This window comes from Methylorubrum thiocyanatum (genome assembly GCA_014138645.1).
Lineage (GTDB): Bacteria > Pseudomonadota > Alphaproteobacteria > Rhizobiales > Beijerinckiaceae > Methylobacterium > Methylobacterium thiocyanatum.
In genome coordinates, this window is record JACJIB010000001.1 from 504,105 (window position 1) to 529,313 (window position 25,209).

Below are 25,209 nucleotides of genomic sequence, written 5' to 3' on the forward strand. Positions count from 1 at the left end.
GAATGCCGGATTGGTGAACAAATCGTAAAGACGGAGCCCGGATTTCGGGAAAATGCGCGAAACGGAGGCGGTCGAAAACGTTGCCATTCTGCAACGGTTTCCACGCACAGGTTGCTCTGGGTCAAAAATGGCTAAAAATTGGGCACTTGCGCAAAACTTCATTTTGCGGCGCCGGGGCGAGTTCGGCACCTTGGCCGTATCGAATGTGGGGCTGACTGCAATGACGATCAAAACAAAGCTTCTTGCCGCGGTCGCGGCGCTTCCCGTGCTGAGCGGCGGCGCGCTGCCGGTTCTCGCCGCGGACATGCCCGCCGCGAAGGCGCCGGTTATCGTCGAGGAGCACTGCAAGGCCGCGATCTCGACCCCGACCTTCGGCGGCCTCATCAAGGCGAATCCGAACCCGGCCTGCATCGTGACCGGCATCGGCGACATCTATGTCGGCGGCGCGATCACCGGGTTCGCCTATTCCCAGACCAACGCCTTCGGCATCCTCTCGCCGAGCGCCGAGCAGGATCGCTACGGCCGCGTCGACTTCACGAACCTTCAGGGTTGGGTCCAGAAGGCCGACGGCCCGCTGCAGTTCTACGTCCATGCCGGCCTGTACTCGATCCCGGCTCTCGGCCTGCCGCTCTACTCCTCATTCGAGCAGACCGAATCGCTGTTCGGCCCGATCCCGGTCGCTTTCGGCAAGTGGCAGATCAACGACGAGTGGTCGATCCAGGCCGGCCGGATGTTCACCAACATCGGCTCCGAGCTGCTGTTCTCGTACCAGAACCTGAACATCTCCCGCGGTCTCCTCTTCAACCAGGAGAACTTCATCAACCAGGGCGTTCAGGTGAACTACGCCAGCGGTCCGGTCGCGGCCTCGGTCGCGGTGGTCGACGGCTTCTACTCGGGTGAGCTGAACTGGGTGACGGGCTTCGCCACCTACAAGCTCGACGATTCCAACACGATCGGCATCAACGGCGGCACGCATTTCAGCGATTTCGACGCCTCGACCCGCAGCCCGCGCTTCCAGTTCGCGACGATCAACTCGCTGCAGAACAGCAGCATCATCAGCGTGAACTACACCTACGCCAACGGCCCGTGGATCATCACGCCCTACTTCCAGTACACCACCGTCGATCGCAAGGATAACTACTTCAGCCCGATCATCGGCGGTGAGACCTGGGGCGGCGCCCTGCTGGCCGGCTACTCCTTCACCGACAACTTCGCGCTGGCGGGCCGCGTCGAGTACATCGCGCAGTCGGGCACCCGCTTCGACACCCTGAGCGCGACCAGCCTCCTCTACGGCCCGGGCAGCTCGGCCTTCTCGTTCACGATCACGCCGACCTTCACCTGGGACCGCTACTTCGTCCGCGGCGAGTTCGCGACGGTGCAGGCCTACGACGTTACCCCCGGCTTCGGCTTCGGCCGCGACGGCACCAAGCGGTCGCAGGAGCGCTACCTCGTCGAGACCGGCTTCACCTTCTGAGAGCCGCGCCGGTTCGCCGGCGGAGAACAGCCTTGGGAAGCCCCGGAGAGATCCGGGGCTTCCTGCATTTCGAGTGGGACGCGAGAGGGGCCAGGCCTCGGGATCTCCGGACCGGATCGGTCTGCCGGCCGCCTCGATTGCGGGCGGGGCGAGGCCGCAGGCGCTTTGTCGAAGACACTTAGCCCGCCGTTAACCGCCCGGCATTAGCCTTACCGGATCGTTGACACCGGACCGGTCTGCGCATGCGTTCCCTTCGCCGTTCCGCTTCGCCCTACGACACCTTCGTCGATAGCCTTCGGCCCTTTCTGGCCAAGCGGCTGACGGAGTGCGGCGGCCTGATTCTCTTCACCGGCGCGGTCGCGCTGACCGTCGCCCTGGCGACGTGGTCGATCGACGACCCCAGCCTCAACCACGCCACCGACCAGCGGGCGCACAACGTGCTCGGGCGCCCCGGCGCCGTGGTGGCCGACCTCGCCATGCAGCTCCTCGGGCTCGGCTCGATCATGCTTGCGCTGCCGCCCGTCCTGTGGGGCATGCGGCTGATGCGCGAGCGCGACCTGCCGCATGGGGGGGTGCGCATGGCGCTGTGGTTCGTCGGCGTGCTCAGCGCGAGCGCGGTCGCCAGTGCCCTGCCGCCCACCGCCCGCTGGCCGCTGCCCACCGGCATGGGGGGGGTGGCGGGCGATGCCCTGCTCGCCGGCACGCGGATGCTGGTCGGGCCGCTGGCGAGCTTCGCCGGCTTCCTGTTCGCGGCGATCGCCATCCTCAGCCTCACCGCTGCCTGCCGCGTGACCCGGCCGGACTTCGAGGAGGACGAGGAGGGGCCCTACGGCGCCGCGCGCCCGGCGCCCCGCTCCGGCCGCGCCTCGCCCCACGAGGAGCGCCACGATTCCGACGAGCCGAGCCTTGGCATCCTCTCGCTGGGGGCGCTCGCCCAGGCCGTGATGCGCAGCCGCGCCTCTCTGCGCACGCGGCTCGAATCCTGGCAGGCCCCGTCCGACGAGGGGGAGGGGCTGGCCTATGCCGGCGCCTCCCCCGCCCTTGCCGCGCGCCGCGCCTTCGCCGAGCCGGAGGAGGCGCCCTGGGCGCCGCAGGCCCGGGAGCGTGCCACCGCATCGGACCCGTCGGGCCGCCGCGAGCCGCGGTTCGAACCGGAGGACGACGACGAGGAGCCGGCGCCGGGCCGCCCGGTTCCGCCGCGCGCCGCCGCGATTCCCGAGGCGGACGCGGCCGACGACGAGCCGCCCTCCCGCGTCTCGCGCCCGCTGCCCCAGGCGCCCGCGGCGCGCCCGCGGCCGGTCGAGCCCCGCCCGGAGCCCGGTGAGTACCGGCTGCCCGCCCTGGAGCTTCTCGCCCGCCCGCGCGACGCCGCGCCCGGCTCCGAGGTCTCGGCCGAGGCTCTGGAGCAGAATGCCACCATGCTGGAGGCCACGCTTCAGGATTTCGGTGTGCGCGGCGACATCCTCGCCGTGCGCCCCGGTCCCGTCGTCACCCTCTACGAATTGGAGCCGGCCCCCGGCACCAAGTCGAGCCGCGTGATCGCGCTCGCCGACGACATCGCCCGCTCGATGTCCGCCGTCTCCGCCCGCGTCGCCGTGGTGCCGGGCCGCAATGCCATCGGCATCGAGCTGCCGAACACCAAGCGCGAGACCGTCTTCTTGCGCGAACTCCTGGCCTCGGTCGATTTCGTCGAGACCAAGCACAAGCTCGCCCTGTGCCTCGGCAAGAACATCGGCGGCGAACCGATCATCGCCGATCTGGCCCGCATGCCCCACCTGTTGGTGGCCGGCACCACCGGCTCGGGCAAGTCGGTGGCCATCAACACCATGATCCTGTCGCTGCTCTACCGGCTGAAGCCGGAGGAGTGCCGCCTGATCATGGTCGATCCCAAGATGCTGGAGCTGTCGGTCTATGACGGCATCCCGCACCTGCTCTCCCCCGTCGTCACCGACCCGAAGAAGGCGGTCATCGCCCTCAAATGGGCCGTGCGCGAGATGGAGGAGCGCTACAAGAAGATGTCCAAGGTCGGTGTGCGCAACATCGACGGCTTCAACGCGCGCCTCGAGGAGGCCCGCTCCCGCGGCGAGACCCTGACCCGCACGGTCCAGACCGGGTTCGACCGCTCGACCGGAGAGGCGGTCTACGAGGACGAGGTCATGGACCTCAACCCGCTCCCCTACATCGTCATTGTGGTCGACGAGATGGCCGACCTGATGATGGTGGCGGGCAAGGACATCGAGGGGGCGATCCAGCGTCTGGCCCAGATGGCGCGTGCGGCCGGCATCCACCTGATCATGGCCACGCAGCGTCCCTCGGTCGATGTAATCACCGGCACGATCAAGGCGAACTTCCCGACCCGGATCTCCTTCCAGGTGACGAGCAAGATCGACTCGCGCACGATCCTGGGCGAGATGGGCGCGGAGCAGCTGCTGGGCCAGGGCGACATGCTGTTCATGGCCGGCGGCGGGCGCACGACCCGCGTGCACGGACCCTTCTGCTCGGACTCGGAAGTCGAGAGCGTGGTCGCTCACCTCAAGCGCCAGGGCCGGCCCTCCTATCTCGAGGCGGTCACGGCGGAGGAGGGTGAGATCCCGGCCGGCGCCGCCGCTTCCGAGGACGGCCCGGTCTTCGATGCCGGCCAGTTCGGCGGCGGGGAGGGCGGCGATCTCTACGAGCAGGCGGTGGCCGTGGTGCTGCGGGACAAGAAGGCCTCCACCTCCTACATCCAGCGCCGCCTTCAGATCGGTTACAACCGCGCCGCCTCGCTGATGGAGCGGATGGAGACCGAGGGGCTGGTCGGTCCGGCCAACCACGCAGGCAAGCGCGAGATCCTGGTGGAGCCCGAGCCGCAGGATTACTGACCGGGCAGTCCTGACCCAGAACGACCGAGGCGCCGCGCACCGCCGCGGGCCGCTCGATCGACCGACGCGTCGTCCTCCTCGAGGGCGGCGCGTTTTCGCATTTCGGGGGCCGCTTCCCGCTCGACAACGGCTACGCTTGAAATTATAGCATCAGCTATAACTCAGAGGATCCTGTTGTATGTCGAGGAAGCGCTATGTGATCGCGCGCTGCGCTGGGATCGGCTTTGCCGGGCTCGTCGCACCGCCGCTCCAAGCGGAAGAGGTCGCGCTGGAGGAGATCAGCGTCACCTCCGATAGGCCGGCACGGCGGGCCGGGGAGGGCGCCGCCACGGGTCCGAATCCCCCCGGTTCCGTCGGCGTCCTGCCGGTGGTGAGCGATCGTTTCTCGACGGTCACCGTCGTTTCCGGCGCCGAGCTGGCCCGCTCGCAGCCGACCTCCCTCGGCGAGGCCCTGTTCGACAAGCCCGGCCTGTCGGCGACGACCTTCGCGCCGGGCTCCGCCTCGCGGCCGATCATCCGCGGCCTCGACAACCACCGCGTCCGCATCCTCGAGAACGGCACGGGGGTGCAGGACATGTCGGATCTCGGCGAGGATCACGCCGTCCCGATCAACCCGCTGATCAACGACCGCATCGAGGTGATCCGAGGTCCCGCGGGCCTGCGCTACGGCTCGCAGGCGGTCGGCGGCGTGGTCTCGGTCGAGAACAACCGGATTCCGACGAGCCTGCCGCCCGGCGGCGTCGCAGGCCGCGTGACCACCGGCTATTCCGCCGTTGATAACGGGCGCAACGTCGCCGCCACGGTCGATGCCGGCAGCGACAACGTCGCCGTCCATGCGGACGCCTTCCGGAGTGCGGCGGACGACTACAACACGCCGCTCGGCATCCAGCGCAACTCCTTCAACGAGTCCCAGGGCGGGGCCTTCGGCGCCTCCTACCTGTTCGATCGCGGCTTTGTCGGCCTGTCCTTCAGCCACTTCGCTTCCGTCTACGGCATTCCCGGACTCGGCTCCGCAGCGCAGCGCACCCGCCTCGATCCGGTGCAGGACAAGCTCCAGGCACGGGGCGAGGTCCGGCCGCTCGACGGGCCGTTCGCGGCGATCCGGTTCTGGGCGGGCGGCTCGAACTACCGGCACAACGAGTTCGGCACCGACGCGAACGGCGTCGAGGGCATCGAGGCGGTGTTCAAGAACCGGGCGGCGGAAGGGCGGATCGAGTTCGACCACGTGCCGGTCGAGACAGCTCTCGGCACCTTGAGCGGGCAGCTCGGATTCCAGGCCGACCGGCGCAAGCTCCGGATTTCCGGCGCGGAAGGCGGCCTGTTGCGCCCCACCGACACGCGGGTGCAGGCGGCCTACCTGTTCGAGGAACTGGCGCTCGGCGGCGGCCTGCGGTTCCAGGCGGCGGGCCGGATCGAGGGCAACCGCGTCGCCGGCACCCAGGCCTTGTTCCCGGCCGACTTCCTGCCGGACGGGCCCGGCGACGAACCGGTGGAATCGCGCCGCATCCGCCGCTTCGCCCCGAAGAGCGCGAGCTTCGGCGCGCTTCAGGACCTGCCCTACGGCTTCGTGGGAAGCCTGACCGGCTCGTATGTCGAGCGCGCCCCGACCTCACCCGAACTGTTCTCGCGCGGGCCGCACGAGGCCTCCGCCACCTTCGAGATCGGCGATCCCAATCTCAGGCCGGAGCGGGCGCGGACCGTCGAGGTCGCGATCCGGAGGGCGGACGGGCCGTTCCGCCTCGACGCCACCGGCTACGTCACGCGCTATACCGGCTTCGTCTACAAGCGCCTGACCGGCTTCACCTGCGGCGACACCTTCGGCAGCTGCGGGATCGGCGGCGGCGATCTGCGGCAGGTCGCCTATTCCCAGGCCGGTGCCACCTTCGCCGGGGCCGAGATTGCCAGCCAGATCGACCTCGTACCGGTCGGCGACGGATTTGCGGGCATCAGCGCACAGTATGATTTCGTGCGGGCCCAGTTCGACGACGGCCGCTTCGTGCCGCGCATCCCGCCCCACAGGGTCGGCGGCGGCGTCTTCCTGCGGGCGGACGGTTGGTTCGCGCAGATCAGCCTTCTCCACGCCTTCGCCCAGACCCAGACCGGAGCGCTGGAGACGCCGACGCCGGGCTACAACGACCTGAAGGCGGAGATCGCCTATAGCCGCCCCCTCGATCCGGCGGTCCACGGCCTGAGCGAGGTGACGCTGGGTCTGCGCGGCACGAACCTGCTCGACGACGTGATCCGCAACGCCGCCTCCTTCCGCAAGGACGAGGTGGTTCTGCCGGGCCGCAACCTGCGGCTCTTCCTCACGGCACGGTTCTGACGGGGACGGTTCACGGGCTCCTGTCGTGCGGTCTCCGCCGTATCGAGCGCTCCGGTCGCCCGTGCGGGCGCGTCGGAGATGGAGGGGTTGCGATCTGAACGGAAGCGTTTCCAGAGCCGGAAATTCCGATAAATGCCCTCTGGCGGCGAGCGACGCTGAATTGTTCTTGCCGGGTGCAGCCAAAAGCGCGCCTGATCCGGCTGCTCTTGAGGGTGATGCGCGAGCGCTCGCCTGTGCGATTATGTTACACCTATTGTAAGGTGGTGGACTGACATAGTGATCCTGTCGGGACCGGGGGAGAAATCGCTCGATCTGCATGCCGAATACGGTTTCGGCGTATGGGCAAGGATGCGGGATGGATGGGAGCGGCAGTCCACCTGCGCAACCGGTCCGCGGCGAGATGGCCGAGCGGATCCGCGCGCATGACTGGGCTTCGACGCCGCTCGGCGCAGCCGAGACGTGGACGTCCAGCCTGAGGGCCACGGTCAGCCTCCTGCTCGGTTGCGGCTTTCCGATGATCGCGCTGTGGGGCCGCGACCTGATCCAGATTTACAACGACGGCTTCCGCGACCTGATGGGGGTCAAGCATCCGGCCGGGCTCGGTCAGCCGAGCCGCGAGTGCTGGCCCGAAATTCTGCACATCACCGGGCCGATCTACGAGCGGGTCTGGGAGGGCGAGACCTTCACCTTCGAGGACGCGCTCTACCCCCTGACGCGGTCGGGCCGCCTTGAAGACGCGTGGTTCACGCTGACCTACAGCCCGCTGCGGGACGAGACGAGTGCGATCACGGGCATCCTGGTCACCCTGGTCGAGACCACGGCCCGGGTGCTGGCGGACCGCGCCCTGCGCGAGAGCGAAGCACGCTTCCGGGCCGAACTGGAGCGGCAGGTCCAGGAGCGGACGGCGGAGCTTCAGGCGAGCCGCGACCTGCTCAAGGCGACCATGGACAGCTCCATGGACATGATCCAGGTGTTCAAGGCGGTGCGCGACGCCTCGGGTGAGATCGTCGATTTCCAGTGGCTTTTCAACAACCACACCTCGGAGAGCCGCTACGGCAAGGTGTGCGGGCAGAGCCTGCTCGAACGCAATCCGGGCGTTGTGCAGGAGGGCATCTTCGACACCTTCAAGCGCGTGACGGAGACCGGCCAGCCCGCGACCGCGGAGCGCCGCTATGTTCACGAGCAGTTCGACGGCTGGTTCTTCCAGTGCGCGGTGAAGCTCGGCGACGGGGTCGCCACGACCACCAAGGAGATCTCGGCCTGGAAGGCGGCGCAGGACGAGGTGCTGCGGCTTCGCGACGCGATGGCGCAGACGGCCCTGCGCGAGAGCGAGGATCGCTTCCGCACCCTGGCGAGTCTCATCCCCGTCCTGCTGTGGCGCTCCGACGTCAGCGGAGAGAACAACGCGTTCAACGAAGCGTGGCTCACCTATACCGGCCAGACCCCGCAGCAATCGCAGGTCCACGGCTGGCTCGACGCGCTCCACCCGGACGACCGCGAGGCGGCGTACGAGGCCTTCGGCGCCGGGCGCGCGGCGCGGCGGCTGATCGAGGTACAGCAGCGCATCCGCCGGCACGACGGCCAGTACCGCTGGTTCCTCGTGCGGGAGGCCCCGATCATCGATGCCGAGGGGCAGGTGACGCAGTGGATCGGCGCCGCCATGGACATCCACGATCTGCACGACCTGCAGGAGCGCCAGTCCGTCCTCGTCGCCGAACTGCAGCACCGCACCCGCAACCTGCTCGGCGTCGTGCGCTCCATCGCCCACCAGACCATGGTGCAGACGGGGCCGACCGAGCGCTTCCGGGAGCAATTCAGCGACCGGCTCGCCGCCCTCTCGCGGGTCCAGGGCCTGCTGTCGCGCTCGGACCAGGAGCCGATCACCCTGCGCACCCTGATCCAGACCGAGCTGGACGCCCTCGGCGGCGGTGAGTTCGCCGACCGGATCCATGTCGGCGGGCCGCCGGTACGCCTGCGCAAGGCGTCGGTGCAGACCCTCGCGCTCGCCGTGCACGAACTGGCCACCAACGCCCGCAAGTACGGCGCGCTGACGACCGATCACGGCCGCCTCTCGGTGACGTGGCGGGCCGACGGGAGCGCGCGGGACGGCGGGCGCCTTCTGGTCGAGTGGCTTGAGGAGGGCATCAGCCGGCCGCGCGACCCGCAGAACCCGATGCGGCGCGGCTACGGACGCGAGCTGATCGAGCAGGCGATGCCCTACGCGCTCAACGCCAAGACCCGCTACGAACTCAGCGAGACGCGGCTGCTCTGCGCGATCGAACTGCCGCTGGGCGAGCGGTCCGGGGAGATGAGCACCGCCTGACGGCGCTCCTCGGGTTCAGGCGGCAAGCGCCGTCAGCATCGCGCTTCCCGCCGCACTCGCCGCGTAACGGGTGCGCTGGGTCCGCCCGTCGCGGGCGGTCACGGTCAGGAGGGTCGCGCCGGTGAGACCCTCCACCGCGCGCAGCACCAGGGCGTGCTCGACGCCGAAGATGCGGGCGAAGCTCCGGCTGTCCGCGGCAAGGCCGAGATGCAGGCCGGCGAGGATGCCGGCCTCCAGCAGGCTCAAGTCCGGCCGCAGGGCCGCGATCGTGTCGGTCGCGGCCAGGAACGTCTCGGCGTCGGCGGCGGGCTCGCTCACGCAGCCTTGCCCACGGCGTTCGCAGCGCGCGCTCGCACCTGAACCAGCACCGATTTGGAGGTCGGCGTATCCGAGAACTCGCCGAAGGCCGAGAGCGGCACCAGCACGTTGAGTTCCGGATAGTACCCGGCGAGCGAGCCGCGCGGCATGTCGAAGGGCACGAGGCGGAAATCCTCCGCCACCCGCACGACACCGTCCTCGGCGTGGACGCAGACGAGATCGACCCGCTCGCCCGCCCGCGCCTTCAGCTCCGCGAGGTCGTCCGGGTGGGCGAACACGACGCGGCGCTCGCCGTAGACGCCGCGGTAGCGGTCGTCGAGGCCGTAGATCGTGGTGTTGTACTGGTCGTGGCTGCGGAAGGTCTGCAGCACGAAGGTGTCCCCTTGCGTGCTCGCGCGCTGATGCTCCGTGGCGACGGGGAGCGGCCCGCTGGAGAAGCCCGCCCGGCCCGTTGCCGTCTCGAACACCCGCTCGGCGGCGAGGTTGCGCAGCATGAAGCCGCGGGGCCGCCGCACACGGGTGTTGAAGCCGGCAAACCCCGGGATCGTCCGCTCGATCAGGTCGCGGATCAGGTCGTAATCGTCGGCGAGTGCGGCCCAGTCGATGCGCTCCGAGCCGACGGTGGCGGCGGCCATGCCGGCGATGATGCCGATTTCCGAGCGCAGATGCGGGGAGGCCGGTTTGTTGATGCCGCCGGAGCCGTGGACCATGCTCATCGAATCCTCGACGGTCACGATCTGCACCTTGCCCTTACTGTTGCGGTCGATCTCGGTGCGGCCGAGGCAGGGCAGCAGGTATGCGACCCGGCCCGGCACGAGGTGCGAGTGGTTGAGCTTCGTCGCGATGTGGACGGTGAGTTCGCAACCGGCGAGCGCCTTCTCCACCAGCTTGGTGTCGGGCGTGGCGCGCACGAAGTTGCCGCCCAGCCCGATGAAGGCCTTGGACGAGCCGTCGAGCATCGCGCCGATGGCGCCGAGCACGTTGTGGCCGTGCTTGCGCGGTGCGTTGAGGCCGAATTCGCGGTCGAGCGCTTCGAGCAGTGCCACCGGCGGCTTCTCGTTGATGCCGACCGTGCGGTCGCCCTGCACGTTGGAATGGCCGCGCACCGGGCACAGGCCCGCACCCGGCCGGCCGATATGGCCGCGCAGGAACAGCAGGTTGGCGATCTCGCGGATCGTCGCCACCGAGTGGCGGTGCTGGGTCACGCCCATCGCCCAGGTCGCGATCACCTTGTCGGCGCCGAGATAGACGTCCGCCGCGGTCTCGATCTCCTCACGGGTCAGGCCGGACTGGTCGAGGATCGCGTCCCACGCGGTCGCCTCGACCGCCGCGCGGTAATCGGCGAAGGCGCTGGTATGCGCGGCGATGAAGGCGTGGTCGAGGAGCGAGGGCTTTCCGGCCGCGAGCGCCGCCGCGTCGCGGGCGAAGACGACTTTGGCGATGCCGCGGAAGGCGGCCATGTCGCCGCCGGGCTTCGGCTGGAAGTAATGGCTGGCGATCGGGCGGCTCGCCCCGCGCAGCATCTCGACGCTGTTCTGCGGGTCGGCGAAGCGCTCCAGCCCGCGCTCGCGCACGGGGTTGAGCACCACGACCCGCGCGCCGCGCTCGGCGGCCCGGCGCAGGTCGCCCAGCATGCGCGGATGGTTGGTGCCGGGATTCTGACCGACGACGAAGATCGCGTCCGCCTTCTCGAAATCTTCGAGCAGCACCGTGCCCTTGCCGATGCCGATGGCCTGGACGAGGGCGATGCCGCTCGCCTCGTGGCACATGTTCGAGCAATCGGGGAAATTGTTGGTGCCGTAGGCCCGGGCGAAGAGCTGGTAGAGATAGGCCGCCTCGTTGGAGGCGCGGCCGGAGGTGTAGAACTCGACCCGGTCGGGATGGTCGAGGCCGCGCAGGGTCGCGCCGATCTCGGCGAAGGCCTCGTCCCACTCCACGGCGCGGTAGGTGTCCGTCTCCGCGTCGTAGCGCATCGGATGGGTGAGACGGCCCTCGCTCTCCAGGGCGTAGTCGGTCCAGCCGCGCAGCTCCGAGACCGGGTGCTTGGAGAAGAAGCGCGGCGTCACGCGCTTGTCGGTGGCCTCCCAGGAGACGGCCTTCACGCCGTTCTCGCAGAATTCGAAGGACGAGCCGTGGGCCGGGTCGCCCCAGGCGCAGCCGGGACAATCGAAGCCGTCCGGCTGGTTGGCGCTGAGCAGGGCGCGCGCGCCGGAGAGCGGAGCGCGGCTGCCCAGCAGGAATTTGCCGCAGCTCTTCAGGGCGCCCCAACCGCCCGCGGCGGAAGAGCGCTTGGGTAAGCCTTGCGAACGATCCATCTGAGCGCCCGGTCTTCGCGATGTGGGAGATGTCGTCGACGATCCGCGCCCGCCGCTACGCCCCCTGGCGGGTGAGCGGTCTCGGATGCCATGACCGGGAAATAACATCTCGCAGATGCGAGTTGATGAGCGGCCGATGCTGGGGGAGGCATTCGTACCGCGCAGGGCAATTTAAGATGATTCCAGAAGATGCCCGTTCCTGGAATGGCTGAAGGGTGTTTTCGACCAGTCTCGCGAAAGTCGGAGTGCGAACTTTGATGCGATGCATCAAAGTTCAGGGTGCAGGAAATCACCTGGCGGCCGGGTGCATGCGGCTGCGCGCGGCCTGAAACGGAAACCGTGTCAGGCGCTCCGGGCGATCTCCGCGGCGTCCCGGCCGACGACGGGCGCGAGGCTCGTCAGCCCCTCCGCCCGCAGCCGCTGGCTCAGGCCGCGCTTGATCGCGCCGACCAGTCCCGGCCCCTCGTAGACGAGGGCGGAGTAGAGCTGGACCAAGCGCGCGCCGGCGCGGATCTTGGTCCAGGCGGTCTCGGCCGAGTCGATGCCGCCGACGCCGACCAGCGGGATCCGATCGCCGACGCGCAGATAGGTCTCGGCCAACAGCCGCGTCGCCGGACCGAACAGCGGCCGGCCGGACAGGCCGCCGGTCTCCTTGGCGAGTGCCGATTCGGCCAGCGTCGCGGGCCGAGCGATCGTCGTGTTCGAGACGACGAGCCCCTGGATGCCGCGCCGGAGCGCCGTCGCCGTCATGGCATCGAGCCCTTCGAGCGCGATGTCGGGGGCGATCTTGAGGATCACCGCGGCGCTCGATCCGCTGGCGTCGCGGGCGGCGACGACGCGGGCCAGCAGGTCGTCGAGGAAGGCTTCGCCCTGAAGGTCGCGCAGGCCCGGCGTATTGGGCGAGGAGACGTTGACGGTGATGAAGGCGACGTGCGGCGCGAGCCGTTGGGTGCAGGCGACGTAGTCGGCGAGCCGGTCCTGCGATTCCTTGTTGGCGCCGATATTGACGCCGACGATGCCCGCGCGCCCGGCGCGGGCCTGGAGCCGGCCGGCGACCACGTCGAGCCCCTCGCTGTTGAGGCCGAAGCGGTTGATCACCGCCCGGTCGCGCGCGAGGCGGAACACCCGCGGGCGCGGATTGCCGGGCTGCGGCCGCGGCACCACCCCGCCGACCTCGACGAAGCCGAAGCCGAGGCCGAGCAGCGCGTCGGCCACCCGCGCGCCCTTGTCGAAGCCGGCAGCCAGGCCGACCGGGTTGGGAAAGCGCTGCCCGAACGCCTCGACGGCGAGTGCGGCGTCGTCGGCCGGCGGCCGGCGCGGCGGCAGCAGCGCGAGGCCGCGGATCGTCAGGTCGTGTGCCGTCTCGGCGTCGAGTCCGTGCAGCAGCGGCCGGGCGAGGGGGAAGAGCGCGTCGATCATGCCTGCAGGATCCCGGCCGGGAAGACGTGCCGCCCGTCCGCCCCGAGGGGCAGGTCGGCCACCGCGCGCACGGCGCTCAAGGGCAGGTCGCCGTAGAGGTGCGGGAACAGGGCGCCGCCCCGCGACGGCTCGAACCGCAAAGCCGGCCCGAGGGCGTCGGCCGCGACGGCAACCAGCAGCAGGTCGTCCTGCCCGGCAAAGTGGCGGGCGGCGGTCTCGGCCACCTGCTCGGCCGTCGAAAAGTGGATGAAGCCGTCGGCGCGGTCGACCGGCGCGCCGGTGAAGCGGCCCAGCGACTCGGCCTCCCGCCACAGGTCGCGCGGGCAGATTTTGTAGACGAGGGCCATCCGCTCTCCGGGGTCAATCCTTCGGAGCGATAGAACGGGTGCCCCGGCGCGGCAACCGGGCTGATGTGATACCGGATACGGGGTGCGACGCCTTCACCGCAGGCCGCGCAGATGCGACACTGCCCTGTCCGGATGCACCGATTGCGTCCCGGTTCGGCGGGTTCTAGTTTCCTAACTTTAGGCCGTATGTCTCAACGGCACACGCGCCGGTTTGAGGCCGCTATGCTGTCGCACGAGCAGATCTGGACTGCGATCGACCGGTTGGCCGAGCGCCACGGCTTCTCCGCCTCGGGGCTGGCCCGGCGTGCGGGCCTCGACGCCACGAGCTTCAACCGCTCGAAGCGGGTCGGGCCCGATGGGCGCAAGCGCTGGCCGTCCACCGAGTCGATCGCGAAGGTGCTCTCAGCCACCGGCGCCAGCCTCGACGACTTCCTCCACCTCGTCGATTCCGGCCAGGCTTCGGCCCGGACGATGGTGCCGCTGATCGGCCTGACCCAGGCCGGATCGGGCCGCCTGTTCACCGAGGAAGGGATTCCGACGGGCGGTCCCGGCTGGGACGAGATCGAGTTCCCCGATCTCGGCGGTGACCATGCCTTCGCCCTGGAGGTGCAGGGCGATTCGATGCTGCCGCTCTACCGCGACGGCGATGTGCTGATCGTCGCCCCCAATGCCAGTATCCGCAAGGGGGACCGGATCGTCGCCCGGCTCACCAACGGCGAGGTGGTGGCCAAGGAACTGCGCCGCCGCACGGCCCGCACCATCGAGCTGGCCTCGCTCAATCCCGACCACGAGGACCGGGCGGTGCCGCTCGCCGACGTCGCGTGGATGGCCCGGGTGATGTGGGTGCGCCAGTAAGGGGCGCTCCCGGTAATCCTACAGCCCGGCCAGCCGGTGGGCCATGCCGAGGGCGATCTGGCCCGATAGCAGGCTCCAGCCGCAGGCGATCATCGTCGCGATCATCACGAAGGGGATCGGCCGGTGCTCGAAGCGGCGGCCCCGCAGGGTGTTGCGCAGGATGATGAAGGGCGCGACCACCGCGATCATCGGCAGTGCGGCGAGCGCGGTCACGCCGCCGGCCTCCAGCAGGCGGAAGCTCGCCCGCCGGTTCGTGGCGTACTCGAAGGCGCTGGCGAGCAGCCCCGCCAGCGCGAGGCCGACGATGAGCGCCTGGATCGATTCAAGGGAAGAGGGGCTCAGGCTCATGACGCGCGCAACGCTCCTTCTCAGGATGTAACGCGCAGTCTGACCGATCGTTTACGTCTTGTTAAGAAAGACGTTTCGTTAACGCTAACGCCGCCCACAGGTGCGAGGCCCGGAGCGGCGCTGGAGCGATCGCGGGGAGGCGTCCCGCCTCAGGCGTCTTCTTCGAGGTCGATGTCTAGGATCGCCATCCGGAAGGTGAAGGAGTCGTCGCCGTCCTCCTTGTCGTCGGCGAGCACACCGATCGACTCGTCGCCGATGAACACCTCGGCGGAATCGCCGGTCTTCATCGCGACGACGCGGATGCTGGCGTTGGCGAACTTGCGGCGCAGGTAATCCTGCAGCTTGGCGACTTCGGTCTTGGTCACGCCGTCAACCTTCTTGCGAGGCGGTGCGTGCCAGGACGTGCGGTCCCGGCGGCAGCGCTGAGGGGCTTGTGATGGTGGTCGGCGGCTTGCCACGTCGGGGGAGGGCAGGCAACCCGCCGGAGGATGGGAGCCGCTTCAGATCCCGCCGGCGATATCGATGAACTCGCTCATCGCCACGAGCTGGTCCATCGAGCGGGCGGGCTCGGCGCAGCCGGCCGCACCCACGACGCGGGCCGGCACGCCGACGACCGTGGTGTGGGGCGGCACCGAGCGGAGCACGACGGAGCCTGCCGCGACCCGGGCGCAGGCCCCGACTTCGATGTTGCCGAGGATCTTGGCGCCCGCGCCGATCATCACGCCGCGGCGGATCTTCGGGTGGCGGTCCCCGCCATGCTTGCCCGTGCCGCCGAGCGTCACCGCGTGCAGGATGGAGACGTCGTCCTCGATCACCGCGGTGGAGCCGACCACGAGGCCGGTGGCGTGGTCGAAGAACACGCCCCGCCCGATCCGGGCAGCGGGGTGGATGTCGGTCTGGAACACCTCCGAGGATCGGCTCTGGAGGTAGAGGGCGAGGTCGCGCCGGCCCTGGCCCCAGTACCAGTGGGCCAGCCGGTGCGCCTGGATCGCGTGGAAACCCTTGAAGTAGAGCAGCGGCTCGATCGCTCGGGTGGTGGCCGGGTCGCGGTCCATCACCGCCACGATGTCGGCGCGCATGCTCTGGCCGATGCGGGCATCGTCCTGGAGCGCCTCATGGAAGCCGTGGGCCACGAGTTCGGTCGAGAGCGAGGCGTGGCCGAGGCGGGTGGCGACGCGGTGGGCCACCGCCGCCTCGAGGCTCGGATGGTTCAGGATGGTCGCCACGAAGAACGAGGCGAGCTGCGGCTCGTCGCGCACCACCGTTTCCGCCTCGGTGCGCACGCGCGTCCAGAGCGGATCGACGATTCCGGCGATCCCTTCGCGCCCGGAAGCCGGGCTCAGCGACGGACTGGCGGACATGCATTCCTCCTCGACAGCGCGGGCTGTCATCGGGCCTCACCGCCGCGACGCACAATCCCGGCGGGCAGAGTGTTCGAGCCGCGCCGTCACCCTCGCCGGGCTGGCCCTGTCGATGCGGCCCGCGAGACGGGTTGCATCGCCAAGCGGTGCACGCGGACACAACGAGTATCGCGAGAACGGCGCGGGAGAGAAGCGTTTTCGCCCGCGCGGGGTTCAGGCCCTACAGCTTGGGGCGATGGCGCGCTGCATCAAGGGGTGAGGTGACACCCTGCGGCGGATGGCGACGCCGCGCGGCCGCCGTCAGGCGGCCGGACGCTTGCCGCCATTGTCGTTGCCGCTGAAGCGGGCCTCGATCACCTCGATCAGGCGCTCGGCCATGACCTCGACCGGAACGTCCGAGGTATCCACCACGGCCGATGCACGGGCATAGAGCGGCTCGCGGCTGAGCAGCACGGCGCGCAGATCTTCCAGCACCGAGGTCGGATCGCCCTTGCCCTCGACATGGCCCTGGTCGCGCACCCGCTGCAGATGCTCCTCGGGCCGCGCCTGAAGCCAGATCGTGTAGAAGGAGGACAGGAGCAGGTCGTAGGTCAGCGGCTCGGCGACGATACTGCCGCCGGTGGCCAGCACCATCGGCCCCGGCTGCTCGGCAAGGCCGCGCAGGGCCTTCTGCTCCAAACGGCGGTAGCCCTCCTGGCCGTAGATCGCGAAAATCTCCCGCACCGACAGGCCGTTCTCGCGCTCGATCTCGGTGTTGAGCTCGACGAAGCGCCAGCCGAGATGCGCCGCGGCCATGCGGCCCAGCGTCGATTTGCCAGCGCCGCGCAGGCCCACCAGCGCCACGCGCCGCCGGACCGTGCGCGCTTCCGCGGCCGTCGAGCCCGCAAGGGCCGACTTCGCCAGGGCGATCTGGTCCGGGCTCGCCTGATCGAGCAGGTCGCGGATGACGCGCCAGTCGGAAGAAGCTTCCTGGCTCGAAACGAGGTCGTCGAGCCGCATCCCCATCGCGTTGGCGACACGCCGCAGCAGAATGATCGACACGTTGCCCTGGCCGCTCTCGAGCTGGGCGATGTAGCGTTCGGACAGGCCCGAGGCCTGCGAGAGCAGTTTGCGCGACAATCCCCGCACTGTCCGGGCGTGGCGCACCCGTCGGCCGAGTTCGTTCAGGAAGCTCGCTTCTTGCTCGGCCGCGTCGGTCATGGCCTCACTCACCTCATCGTCCTTTCCGACGCCCGCCTCGATCCATCGTCACGCCGGGATACCCCGGACGGGGCCGTGGCGCCGTGCCCAGCTCACCCTCCGTCCCGTTGCCCGAGCCCCGCTGCAACCCACGGGCCACGGCACGCGGATGGCGAGGAAGGCGCACATCTGGAGACTGGTAGGCGGCGGCGCAACCCGCCGCGCGAGCGTAGCATCCATGCGAACTCACCGGTGGATAATATATGCTATGCCGCATTGCGAGAGATATTGCACTGCAAAACACTACTCCCTCGCTGTCACGCCCTCGAAAAGGGCCCTGCCGAGCGGATCGGCCCGGAAGCCTTCCACAGTGCGGCGAACCCCCATGTGGACGACCGTGTGGGCGAGCGGCACCCAGGGCGCGGCCTCGCGGAAGCGGTTCTGCGCCTCCCGGTAGAGCCGGGTGCGGGTCTCCCGGTCGTCGGTGCCGCGGGCCGATTTGACCGCCGCATCGTATCCCGGATCGCACCAGCGGGCGAGGTTGGCGCCGCCCGGTTCCGCGGCCCGGCAGCCGAGCAGCACGTTCAGGAAGTTGTCCGGGTCGCCGTTGTCGCTGGTCCAGCCGTAGAGCATCATCGTCGGCGCGCCGCTGTAGAGCGCGGCCCGGTACGCGTTCCAGTCGCGGGTGGTGAGGCGGGCGCGGATGCCGATCCGGGCGAGGTCGGCGCGGATCATGTCCGCCACGCGCCGCCCGTCGGGGTTGTAGGGCCGACTCACGGGCAGGTACCAGAGATCGGTCTCGAAGCCGTCGGAGAGGCCGGCCTGCGCGAGCAGGCGCGCGGCGGCCTCGCGGTCGAAGGCGGGCTCGGGCAGATCCGGGTCGAAGGCCCAGCTCGACGGCGGCAGCGGGTTGCGCGCCACCGTGCCGGCCGGACCGTAGACGGCCTCGACGATGGCCCGGCGGTCGATGGCGAGGCTGATGGCGCGCCGCACCCTGAGGTCGTTCATCGGCGGGCGGGTGGTGTTGAGGGCGAGGTAGGCGACGTTGAGCGCCTCTCCCGACAGCAGCGCGAGGTCGTGGTCGGCCCGCACCGCGTCGAGATCCGCCGTGCCGGGGAAGGCCATGACATGGCACTCGCCCGCCTTGAGCTTGGTCAGGCGCACCGCGGTGTTCGGGGTGATCGAGAAGACGAGCCCCTCGACGGCGTCCGTCCCGACCTGTGTTCCGGCCTCCCGTGGTCTGCGCCAGTACTGCGGGAAGCTCCGATAGCGCACGGCCACGCCGGGGCGGTAATCGACGAAGCGGAACGGGCCGGTGCCGATCGGCGCGCGGGCCAGTTCCTCCGGCGTCCCCTGGCGCATGAGATGATCGGCATATTCCGCGGACAGGATGCCGCCGAAGGCCTGAGCGAGATTGGGCAGGAAGGTCGGGTCCGGCTCCTTGAGCCGGAAGCGGACCCGGCGCGCGTCCAGCCGTTCGATGCCCTCGATCAGGCCGGCGAGCCCGAGATCGCGGAAGTAGGCGAAATCGCCGCCGACCCGGTGATACGGGTGGTCCGGCTGCCACTGGCGGAGGAAGCTGAACAGCACGTCCTCGGCCTCGAGCGGCCGGCTCGGCGTGAAGCGCGCGTTGGCGTGGAAGCGCACCCCCTCCCGCAGGAGGAAGTCGTAGGTCCGGCCGCCGTCGGAGACGGCCCAGGATTCGGCCAGCGCCGGGCGCAGGTCGGTGGTACCGGGGGCGAACTCGACGAGGCTGTTGAACATCTGCCACGTCACGCTCATGGCCGTCGTCGTGGTGACGAGACCGGGATCGAGGGCCTCCGGATCGCCCTCGGAGCAGTAGACCAAGGTCCGCGCCTGCCCCGGCACCGCGTCCCCCAGGACGGCGATGGCTGCCAGCGCGACGGCCGCGATGCGTGTCATGATCCCGGTCATGGCGCCTCCGCCCCGGCGGGCCGGCGGGCCGTGCCCGGCCGCTCGGCGCCGGCGGGCGCCCGCGGAAAGTCCAGCCGGACCTGGGTGCCTTGGCCCGGCTCGCTTTCGACGGCGATGCGGCCCTGGAGCTTGGCCGTCACGAGGTTGTGCACGATGTGCATGCCCAGACCGGTGCTGCCGCGCGAGCGGGCGGTGGTGAAGAACGGATCGAAGATCCGTCCGAGATTCTCCGGCGCGATGCCGCTGCCGTCGTCGCCCACCTCCAGCCGCACCAGCGCCCCCGTGCTTGCGACCCGCACCGTGATGGTCCCAGGCGTCTCCGCGCCCGCGAAGCCGTGCACGACGGCGTTGGCGACGAGGTTGGTGACGATCTGCGCCAGCACGCCGGGATAGGTGTCCACGACGATGCCGGGCGGACATTCCCGCCGGATCCGGTGGCCGCCCTTCCGCAGCATCGGCTGCAGGCTCGCGAGCAGTTCGCCGAGCCAGACGTCGAGGTCGAAGCTGCGGCGCTCGTCGCTGGCGCGATCCACCGCCACCTGCTTGAAGCCGTGGACGAGGTCGGCGGCGCGGGTCAGGTTGGCGCAGAGCAGCTGCGTCCCCTCGCCGACCCGGTCGACGAAATGGGTCAGGCGCGAGCGGGAGAGCGTGCCCGCGGCGACCAGCCCCTGGAAGGCGCGCGTCTCGTCGCGCACCAGCGTCGCGGTGGTGAGGGCGATGCCGAGCGGCGTGTTGATCTCGTGGGCGACGCCGGCCACGAGCTGACCCAGCGAGGCGAGCTTTTCCGCGCGGATCAGGTCGTCCTGGGCCTGATGCAGGTCCTCGAGGGCGTGGTCCGCCTGATCCTTGGCGCGCCGCAGCGCCCGCTCGCGCCGGCCGATCTCGGTCACGAAGAAGTTGGTGGCGCGTGCGATGTCGCCCAGTTCGTCGGTGCGCTGCGTGCCCGACAGACCTTCCGCCTTCGGGTCGGCGGCGAGCGCGATCATGTCGCCCTGGAGCTGGCGCAGCGGCACGAGGATCGAGCGGGCCACCAACAGGGCGACGAGCGCCCCGAGCAACAGGCCGACTGCCGCTCCGGCGAGGAGGAGCCGGCCGAGGAAGGTGCCGAACCGGTCGGCATCCTCGAGCGCGTCGTCGTTGAGGGCGCGGGCGGCCTCGCTCAGGCTCGCGGCGAGCCCGTCCATCTCGGCGATCATCGCATTCTGGCGCTTGAGCCCGTCCATCGTGGTGGCGAGCCGCGTGCGCCAGCCGTCGATGGCCTCGATCATGTCGGATTGGATCAGCGGCGAGATCGGCAGGGCCGACGCGCTCGCCGAGAGCCGGTCGCCCTCGCCGAGCATGGCGGACGCGGCCTCCGTATCCCGCCGCGCCAGGGCCTCGGCGGTGCGCTGGCCGAGCCTGAGCGTGGCGATGCCGATATTCTGCGTGGCCTGCTCGGTCGCATTCGCCTCCACCGCGTAGGCGAGGAGCTGGGCCACCTCGTCGTCGAGCGTCCGCTGCTCCGAGGTGACGATCTTGAGCAGGCGCTCGCCCCATTCGGTCAGCCGGTCGCCCGCGGCCCCGTCGAACGGCTGGGGCGCCGTCAGAGCCGCGACCTCGGCCGCCGCCGGCTCGTGGGAGGTCGCGCGCAGGGCCGCCGCGAGGTCGCGCCCGGCCTGGACGAGACGGCCGCGATCGATGCGCGCGGCATCGGCCTCCTCGCCGCGCTGCCGCGCGAGGACGAGCGGCCATGCGGCGGCCATCAGGCCGTTGAGCCCCATGACCACGTCGCGGGTGGCGCGCAGCCGGTTCACCTTGCCCGTGATCGTCCGGGCGAGATCGACGTTGGAGGCCTGCTGCCGCTGCCGGGCCTGCTCGGCGAGATCGGTCAGGCGGTTGGCGCGCCGGCCCATCTCCGCAATCAGCCCGTCGTTCTCGCGGGCGACCGCCGAGAAATCCCGCATCCGCGCCACGTAGCGGTCGAGGGATTGGCGCGCCGCGCCGGCGCGCTCGGCCTGACCGCGGGTGCGGGCCTGATTCTGCAGGGTCTCCAGGCCGCGTCCGGCCCTGCTTGTCAGGTCGAAGAAGCGCGTCTCGAAGGCGGCGCGCTCCTCGGCCCGGGCGGCGACGGCGTCGTCGCGAACCATCCGCGCCAGGGTAAGATCGTGATAGGCGCGGGCGGCGAGCAGGGCGCCGGCCCGGGCCCGTTCGCCCTGGGTGAGCAGGATCCATCCCGCCGCCGCGATGGCGGCGGCGACGAGGATCGGGACCCCGCCGACCAGGGCAATCTTCCGCCCGACCCGCATCTTCGCCCCGCAGCGGGCTCCCTCGGGAGCGTCCTTCGTCGGGGCGGGATCGTCGCCGGAAAAACCGCGCCGGACAAGGGCCCGCTCCGCTCCGGGTGGGGATGGCGCGCCGACGCTTAAGCGCCCGCCGACGTGGTGTGGCGCCGCTTGCGGGTCGCCACCCCCCGTCCGCCGGAGAGGCCGAAGCGTTCCTCCTTGGTCGGCGCCGTCTCGGCGCTCCGGCCGGTGCGGCCGCCGGTCTGGCGCCCGTGCAGGATCTCCCGCAGGTTCTCCAGCGTCTCCGGCGCGGTCTCCAGGAACTCCTTCGAGAAGTGCGGCATGGCGGCTCCCCTCAGCGCCCGGTGAGCGCGATGATGCGCACCTTGCGCCCCTCCCCGGCGCAGCCCGCCGGCCGGTAGGGCCACGCGGCGGCGGTGCAGGCGGGGGCCGTCTTCGGCGTCTCGTGCGCCGACGTCCCGATCCCGGCGGGAGAGGCGGGCGCGACCGGCGTGGCGACCGGCGGCGCATTCGGGGCAGCGGCCACCGCCGGCTCCGGACGGGCGGCGGCATCCGTTGCAGCCAGGCCGGTGACGAGGCCCGCGGACAGCACCGCGCTCGCGGCGATCATCGATACCAATCCCTTCATGACACCCCCCCGCGGCTTCGCCGTCGTGATGGGGATGCTTTTAGGGGAAGGCCATGTCCGGCGTTTTGCGTCGCCGATCACAGGATCACGGGATCCGGGGCAATTGTTGCGTCGGGGCCTCGCGCGACGAAACATTCGCCGGCGCAGCACCCTTGCCGGGGCGGCACCCTTGCCGGCGCCTTCAGTCGCCGTCGGGCCGGAAGATGTAGCCGAGGCCGCGCACGGTGCGGATGAAGCGCGGATTGGCCGGGTCCGGCTCCACCTTCTTGCGGATGCGGTTGATTCGCACGTCGATCGCCCGGTCGAACGCGTCGGGGTCGCGGGCATCGGCGAGGTCGAGCAGCCGCTCCCGCGACAGGGCCCGCTTCGGATGGTCGGCGAAGGCCTTGAGGAGATCGAATTCCGAGCGGGTGAGCGGCTGCTCCACGCCGGAATCGTCGCGCAGGCGCAGGGCATCGAGTTCGAGCCACTTCGTGCCGAATCGAACGGTTCGCGCGCAGGCCGCGGGTTCGGGCGCCGGGGTCGGCTGAGCCGGCGGCGGTGGCGGAGCGCCCTGCGCCCGCCGCAGCACCGAGCGCACCCGGGCGACGAGTTCGCGCAGCTCGCAGGGCTTGGGCAGGTAGTCGTCGGCGCCGAGTTCGAGCCCCACCACCCGGTCGATCGGGCTCGCGGTCGCCGTCAGCATGATGATCGGGATCGGGCTTCTCGCCTTCATGTCCCGCACGATCGAGAGGCCGTCCTCCTCGGGCATGTTGAGGTCGAGCACGATCAGGTCCGGCGTGCGGATCTGGAGATGCGCCCGCAGCGCCCGCCCGCCCTCGCACAGGGCCACGTCGAATCCGTGCAGGCGCAGATAGTCGCCGACCATGGCGCGGGCATCCGCCTCGTCGTCCACGACGGCGATATGGGGGCCGGTCGCAGTCATCGGGCTGTCCCCGCCCTGACCGGAGAAGAGGCAGGAAAAGAGGATTGTGTCGTCACCTCGATCTTCCCTCGAATCGAAAAGGCACGCCCGGCCGGCCTCGACAGCTTTCGCCCGCACCATGCCCGATCCCGTCCGACTTGGCGACGCCATAGGGGCAGCGATCAACGGATCTCGGTGGGTGGACGAAGACGCGTTCATGCGCGAGCATTGAAGCCATCCGACAGGCGGCGGTGGGACATGTGTTGAGACCACGCGCCTTTCGATAAGATTTCTTCGCACGGTTTCGCTAAGCATCGCGGTGTGTGCTTTCAAACCGCACGGCCGCGCCTGCCGCCGCACCAAGGGCGGCAGGTGGGCGCCCGTTACGCTGAAGCGATCGGCGAATGCGTGCGGATGAGCTCGAAGACCTCGGAAAGGCCTTCACGCGATGGACGACGACTGGCTCGAACTGATTCCCGACGAGGCCGCGGAGGCGCCGGGCCGCGCCGGCACCTGGACGATTGCCGTGATCGACGACGATCCGGCCGTCCACGAGGGCACCCGCTACGCGCTCGCCGGCTACAGCCTCGACGGGCGTGGGCTCGACATCCTCTCGGCCCATTCGGGCCAGGAGGCCCGGGCGCTGCTGGCCGAGCGGCGCGACGTCGCCATCGTGCTGCTCGACGTGGTGATGGAGACCGACGATGCCGGCCTCCAACTCGTCGATTACATCCGCCGGGAGCTGAAGGAGGAGACCGTTCGGATCATCCTGCGCACCGGCCAGCCGGGTCAGGCACCGGAGCGGCGCGTCATCGTCGATTACGACATCAACGACTACAAGGCGAAGACCGAACTCACCGCCGACAAGCTTTTCACCAGCCTCACCGCGGCTTTGCGGGCCTACCAGCAGCTCCGGCGGCTCGACGAGACCCGGCGGGGCCTGGAGATCATCATCGACGCCGCGCCGATGCTGCTCGACCACAAGTCGATGCAGCGGCTCGCCGAAGGGGTGCTGACCCAGGTCGCCTCGCTCCTCAATGTCGATTGCGCCGGCATCCTCGTCCTGCGCGAGGACGAGCGGGAGGACGGCAACCGGGCGCCTGCGGGAGCCGATGGGGCGTCCCAAAGTGGATTCGAAGGCGGCTCCAAAGGTGGAGCGCAAGGCGGCTTCTGCGTGCTGGCGGGCTCCGGGCTCTATGGCGGCTATGTCGGCCGCGATCCCGGCTGGCCGCTCGATCCCGGCATCCAGCCCCTGGTCGAGCAGGCCTTCGCCGCGCGCCGCCACAGCTTCGGCGACGGTCTCTCCACGCTCTACGTCCAGACCGCGAGCGGCAGCGAGATCGTCGCGCTGATCGACACCGACCGCCCGCTCTCCGACACCGACCGCGCGCTGATCACCCTGCTGGCGGGGCGCCTCTCGGTCGCCTTCGACAACGTCATCCTCTACGAGCGGCTGCAGCGCGCCAACGTCACCCTGGAGCAGCGCGTCGTCGAGCGCACCGCCGAGCTGATCCGCGCCAACCGCCGCCTCGACATGCAGCGCTCGGACCTGCGCCGGGCCAACAGCCTCAAGACCGAGATCCTGGGCACCATCGCCCACGACTTGAAGAACCCGCTCTCGGTGATCCTCGGCCGCTCCGAGATGCTCGCCGACCTGATCGGCCTGGATCAGGGGGCGGCCCCCGGATCCGACGACGCGCGGGCGGCCATGCGGACCCAGGTGGATCACATCCGCACCTCGGCGACCCGCCTGATCGACATGATCGACAGCCTCATGGCCGACGCCATGAACGACGCCCTCGACATCACCCTGCGCCGCGAGCCCGTCGACCTCGCCGGCCTCGCCCGCGAGGTCTGCGAGGCCAACCGGCCGCTGGCCGAATCGAAGGGGCAGCGCCTGATCACGGACCTCGCCGGTCCGCTCCAGCTCTGCGGCGACGCCGAGCGGCTGCGCGAGGCGCTCGATAACCTCGTCTCGAACGCGATCAAGTATTCCTATCCGGGCGGCACGATCACGGTGCGCGTGCGGGCGGAAGCGGGCGACTACGTCTGCGCCGTGGCCGACCAGGGCCCCGGCCTGTCGCCGGAGGATGCCGGCCGCCTGTTCGGCCGCTACCAGCGCCTCTCGGCCAAGCCCACCGGCGGCGAGGGCTCGACGGGGCTCGGCCTCTCCATCGTCAAGCGCATCGCCGAACTCCACGGCGGCCGCGCCGAGGCGTTGTCCGACGGGCCGGGGCAGGGCGCCGTGTTCTCGATGCGCTTCCCGAAGGAGGCGGTGGGGGTGCCTTAGGATCGAAACCGGGCGGGGTGATCCGGCAAGGGGCCGCTTGCGCCCCG

The 25,209-nt window shown here is 70.2% G+C and carries 19 protein-coding genes; 6 read left to right on the top strand and 13 right to left on the bottom strand.

The features are described 5' to 3' along the window. The first annotated feature begins 220 nt into the window (after positions 1-220). The 4 genes from HNR51_RS02310 to HNR51_RS02325 all read left to right on the top strand — a co-directional run bounded on the left by HNR51_RS02310 (position 221) and on the right by HNR51_RS02325 (position 8,981). Positions 221-1,474 carry an outer membrane beta-barrel protein gene (locus HNR51_RS02310; RefSeq protein ID WP_182553851.1) on the top strand — a complete coding sequence of 418 codons (1,254 nt, stop codon included), beginning with the start codon at positions 221-223 and terminating at the stop codon, positions 1,472-1,474. A gap of 242 nt (positions 1,475-1,716) precedes the next feature. Continuing rightward, positions 1,717-4,335, top strand: coding sequence for a DNA translocase FtsK (locus HNR51_RS02315; RefSeq protein WP_182553852.1), 2,619 nt, complete (start codon positions 1,717-1,719; stop codon positions 4,333-4,335). Between the two features lie 178 nt (positions 4,336-4,513). Beyond that, positions 4,514-6,658: a TonB-dependent receptor gene (locus HNR51_RS02320; RefSeq protein WP_182553853.1), complete on the top strand. Its 2,145-nt coding sequence runs from the start codon at positions 4,514-4,516 to the stop codon at positions 6,656-6,658. Between the two features lie 355 nt (positions 6,659-7,013). Beyond that, positions 7,014-8,981, top strand: coding sequence for a PAS domain-containing HWE histidine kinase family protein (locus tag HNR51_RS02325; RefSeq protein WP_182553854.1), 1,968 nt, complete (start codon positions 7,014-7,016; stop codon positions 8,979-8,981). A gap of 15 nt (positions 8,982-8,996) precedes the next feature. Here HNR51_RS02325 and HNR51_RS02330 read toward each other — a convergent pair whose 3' ends face one another. The 4 genes from HNR51_RS02330 to HNR51_RS02345 all read right to left on the bottom strand — a co-directional run bounded on the left by HNR51_RS02330 (position 8,997) and on the right by HNR51_RS02345 (position 13,380). Continuing rightward, complete coding sequence (locus HNR51_RS02330; RefSeq protein ID WP_041371958.1) at positions 8,997-9,299, bottom strand: hypothetical protein; 303 nt, start codon at positions 9,297-9,299, stop codon at positions 8,997-8,999. Continuing rightward, entirely contained in the window at positions 9,296-11,614 is a 2,319-nt protein-coding gene (locus HNR51_RS02335; RefSeq protein ID WP_182553855.1) for an FdhF/YdeP family oxidoreductase, read from the bottom strand. The genes HNR51_RS02330 and HNR51_RS02335 overlap by 4 nt, the downstream gene beginning before the upstream one ends. Positions 11,615-11,956: 342 nt before the next feature. Then, positions 11,957-13,033, bottom strand: coding sequence for a quinone-dependent dihydroorotate dehydrogenase (locus HNR51_RS02340; RefSeq protein ID WP_182553856.1), 1,077 nt, complete (start codon positions 13,031-13,033; stop codon positions 11,957-11,959). Beyond that, positions 13,030-13,380 (bottom strand): DUF952 domain-containing protein, encoded by a 351-nt coding sequence (locus HNR51_RS02345; protein WP_012453966.1) that lies wholly within the window; start codon positions 13,378-13,380, stop codon positions 13,030-13,032. Before HNR51_RS02345 ends, HNR51_RS02340 begins: the two co-directional genes overlap by 4 nt. Before the next feature lie 222 nt (positions 13,381-13,602). Between HNR51_RS02345 and HNR51_RS02350 the strand changes: the two genes are divergently transcribed. Beyond that, positions 13,603-14,235 (top strand): S24 family peptidase, encoded by a 633-nt coding sequence (locus tag HNR51_RS02350; RefSeq protein WP_182553857.1) that lies wholly within the window; start codon positions 13,603-13,605, stop codon positions 14,233-14,235. Between the two features lie 18 nt (positions 14,236-14,253). Here HNR51_RS02350 and HNR51_RS02355 read toward each other — a convergent pair whose 3' ends face one another. The 9 genes from HNR51_RS02355 to HNR51_RS02395 all read right to left on the bottom strand — a co-directional run bounded on the left by HNR51_RS02355 (position 14,254) and on the right by HNR51_RS02395 (position 22,893). Continuing rightward, positions 14,254-14,583 (bottom strand): DUF6949 family protein, encoded by a 330-nt coding sequence (locus HNR51_RS02355; RefSeq protein ID WP_012453968.1) that lies wholly within the window; start codon positions 14,581-14,583, stop codon positions 14,254-14,256. A 149-nt stretch (positions 14,584-14,732) separates the two neighbouring features. Then, on the bottom strand, positions 14,733-14,948 hold the full coding sequence (locus tag HNR51_RS02360; RefSeq protein WP_003604163.1) for a DUF3126 family protein: 216 nt from the start codon (positions 14,946-14,948) through the stop codon (positions 14,733-14,735). A 135-nt stretch (positions 14,949-15,083) separates the two neighbouring features. Continuing rightward, positions 15,084-15,944 (bottom strand): serine O-acetyltransferase, encoded by an 861-nt coding sequence (cysE, locus tag HNR51_RS02365; RefSeq protein ID WP_012453969.1) that lies wholly within the window; start codon positions 15,942-15,944, stop codon positions 15,084-15,086. A 300-nt stretch (positions 15,945-16,244) separates the two neighbouring features. Beyond that, positions 16,245-17,156 carry a helix-turn-helix transcriptional regulator gene (locus HNR51_RS02370; protein WP_273289594.1) on the bottom strand — a complete coding sequence of 304 codons (912 nt, stop codon included), beginning with the start codon at positions 17,154-17,156 and terminating at the stop codon, positions 16,245-16,247. A gap of 270 nt (positions 17,157-17,426) precedes the next feature. Beyond that, positions 17,427-19,058 (bottom strand): ABC transporter substrate-binding protein, encoded by a 1,632-nt coding sequence (locus HNR51_RS02375; RefSeq protein ID WP_182553858.1) that lies wholly within the window; start codon positions 19,056-19,058, stop codon positions 17,427-17,429. Then, entirely contained in the window at positions 19,055-21,343 is a 2,289-nt protein-coding gene (locus HNR51_RS02380; RefSeq protein WP_182553859.1) for a sensor histidine kinase, read from the bottom strand. Before HNR51_RS02380 ends, HNR51_RS02375 begins: the two co-directional genes overlap by 4 nt. A 116-nt stretch (positions 21,344-21,459) precedes the next feature. Further along, on the bottom strand, positions 21,460-21,663 hold the full coding sequence (locus tag HNR51_RS02385; RefSeq protein ID WP_182553860.1) for a hypothetical protein: 204 nt from the start codon (positions 21,661-21,663) through the stop codon (positions 21,460-21,462). An 11-nt stretch (positions 21,664-21,674) separates the two neighbouring features. Next, on the bottom strand, positions 21,675-21,950 hold the full coding sequence (locus HNR51_RS02390) for a hypothetical protein (RefSeq protein WP_182553861.1): 276 nt from the start codon (positions 21,948-21,950) through the stop codon (positions 21,675-21,677). A gap of 199 nt (positions 21,951-22,149) precedes the next feature. Next, on the bottom strand, positions 22,150-22,893 hold the full coding sequence (locus HNR51_RS02395) for a response regulator (protein WP_182553862.1): 744 nt from the start codon (positions 22,891-22,893) through the stop codon (positions 22,150-22,152). 427 nt (positions 22,894-23,320) lie between these two features. On the opposite strand from HNR51_RS02395, the gene HNR51_RS02400 reads away from it, so the two are divergent. Next, positions 23,321-25,162: an ATP-binding response regulator gene (locus HNR51_RS02400; protein ID WP_182553863.1), complete on the top strand. Its 1,842-nt coding sequence runs from the start codon at positions 23,321-23,323 to the stop codon at positions 25,160-25,162. Positions 25,163-25,209 lie beyond the last annotated feature (47 nt).

Coding starts and splice junctions, on each gene's coding strand:
- HNR51_RS02310 (WP_182553851.1), top strand. CDS start 221: ATGACGATCAAAACAAAGCTTCTTGCCGCGGTCGCGGCGCTTCCCGTG.
- HNR51_RS02315 (WP_182553852.1), top strand. CDS start 1,717: ATGCGTTCCCTTCGCCGTTCCGCTTCGCCCTACGACACCTTCGTCGAT.
- HNR51_RS02320 (WP_182553853.1), top strand. CDS start 4,514: ATGTCGAGGAAGCGCTATGTGATCGCGCGCTGCGCTGGGATCGGCTTT.
- HNR51_RS02325 (WP_182553854.1), top strand. CDS start 7,014: ATGGATGGGAGCGGCAGTCCACCTGCGCAACCGGTCCGCGGCGAGATG.
- HNR51_RS02335 (WP_182553855.1), bottom strand. CDS start 11,614: ATGGATCGTTCGCAAGGCTTACCCAAGCGCTCTTCCGCCGCGGGCGGT.
- HNR51_RS02340 (WP_182553856.1), bottom strand. CDS start 13,033: ATGATCGACGCGCTCTTCCCCCTCGCCCGGCCGCTGCTGCACGGACTC.
- HNR51_RS02345 (WP_012453966.1), bottom strand. CDS start 13,380: ATGGCCCTCGTCTACAAAATCTGCCCGCGCGACCTGTGGCGGGAGGCC.
- HNR51_RS02350 (WP_182553857.1), top strand. CDS start 13,603: ATGCTGTCGCACGAGCAGATCTGGACTGCGATCGACCGGTTGGCCGAG.
- HNR51_RS02355 (WP_012453968.1), bottom strand. CDS start 14,583: ATGAGCCTGAGCCCCTCTTCCCTTGAATCGATCCAGGCGCTCATCGTC.
- cysE (WP_012453969.1), bottom strand. CDS start 15,944: ATGTCCGCCAGTCCGTCGCTGAGCCCGGCTTCCGGGCGCGAAGGGATC.
- HNR51_RS02375 (WP_182553858.1), bottom strand. CDS start 19,058: ATGACCGGGATCATGACACGCATCGCGGCCGTCGCGCTGGCAGCCATC.
- HNR51_RS02380 (WP_182553859.1), bottom strand. CDS start 21,343: ATGCGGGTCGGGCGGAAGATTGCCCTGGTCGGCGGGGTCCCGATCCTC.
- HNR51_RS02385 (WP_182553860.1), bottom strand. CDS start 21,663: ATGCCGCACTTCTCGAAGGAGTTCCTGGAGACCGCGCCGGAGACGCTG.
- HNR51_RS02390 (WP_182553861.1), bottom strand. CDS start 21,950: ATGATCGCCGCGAGCGCGGTGCTGTCCGCGGGCCTCGTCACCGGCCTG.
- HNR51_RS02395 (WP_182553862.1), bottom strand. CDS start 22,893: ATGACTGCGACCGGCCCCCATATCGCCGTCGTGGACGACGAGGCGGAT.
- HNR51_RS02400 (WP_182553863.1), top strand. CDS start 23,321: ATGGACGACGACTGGCTCGAACTGATTCCCGACGAGGCCGCGGAGGCG.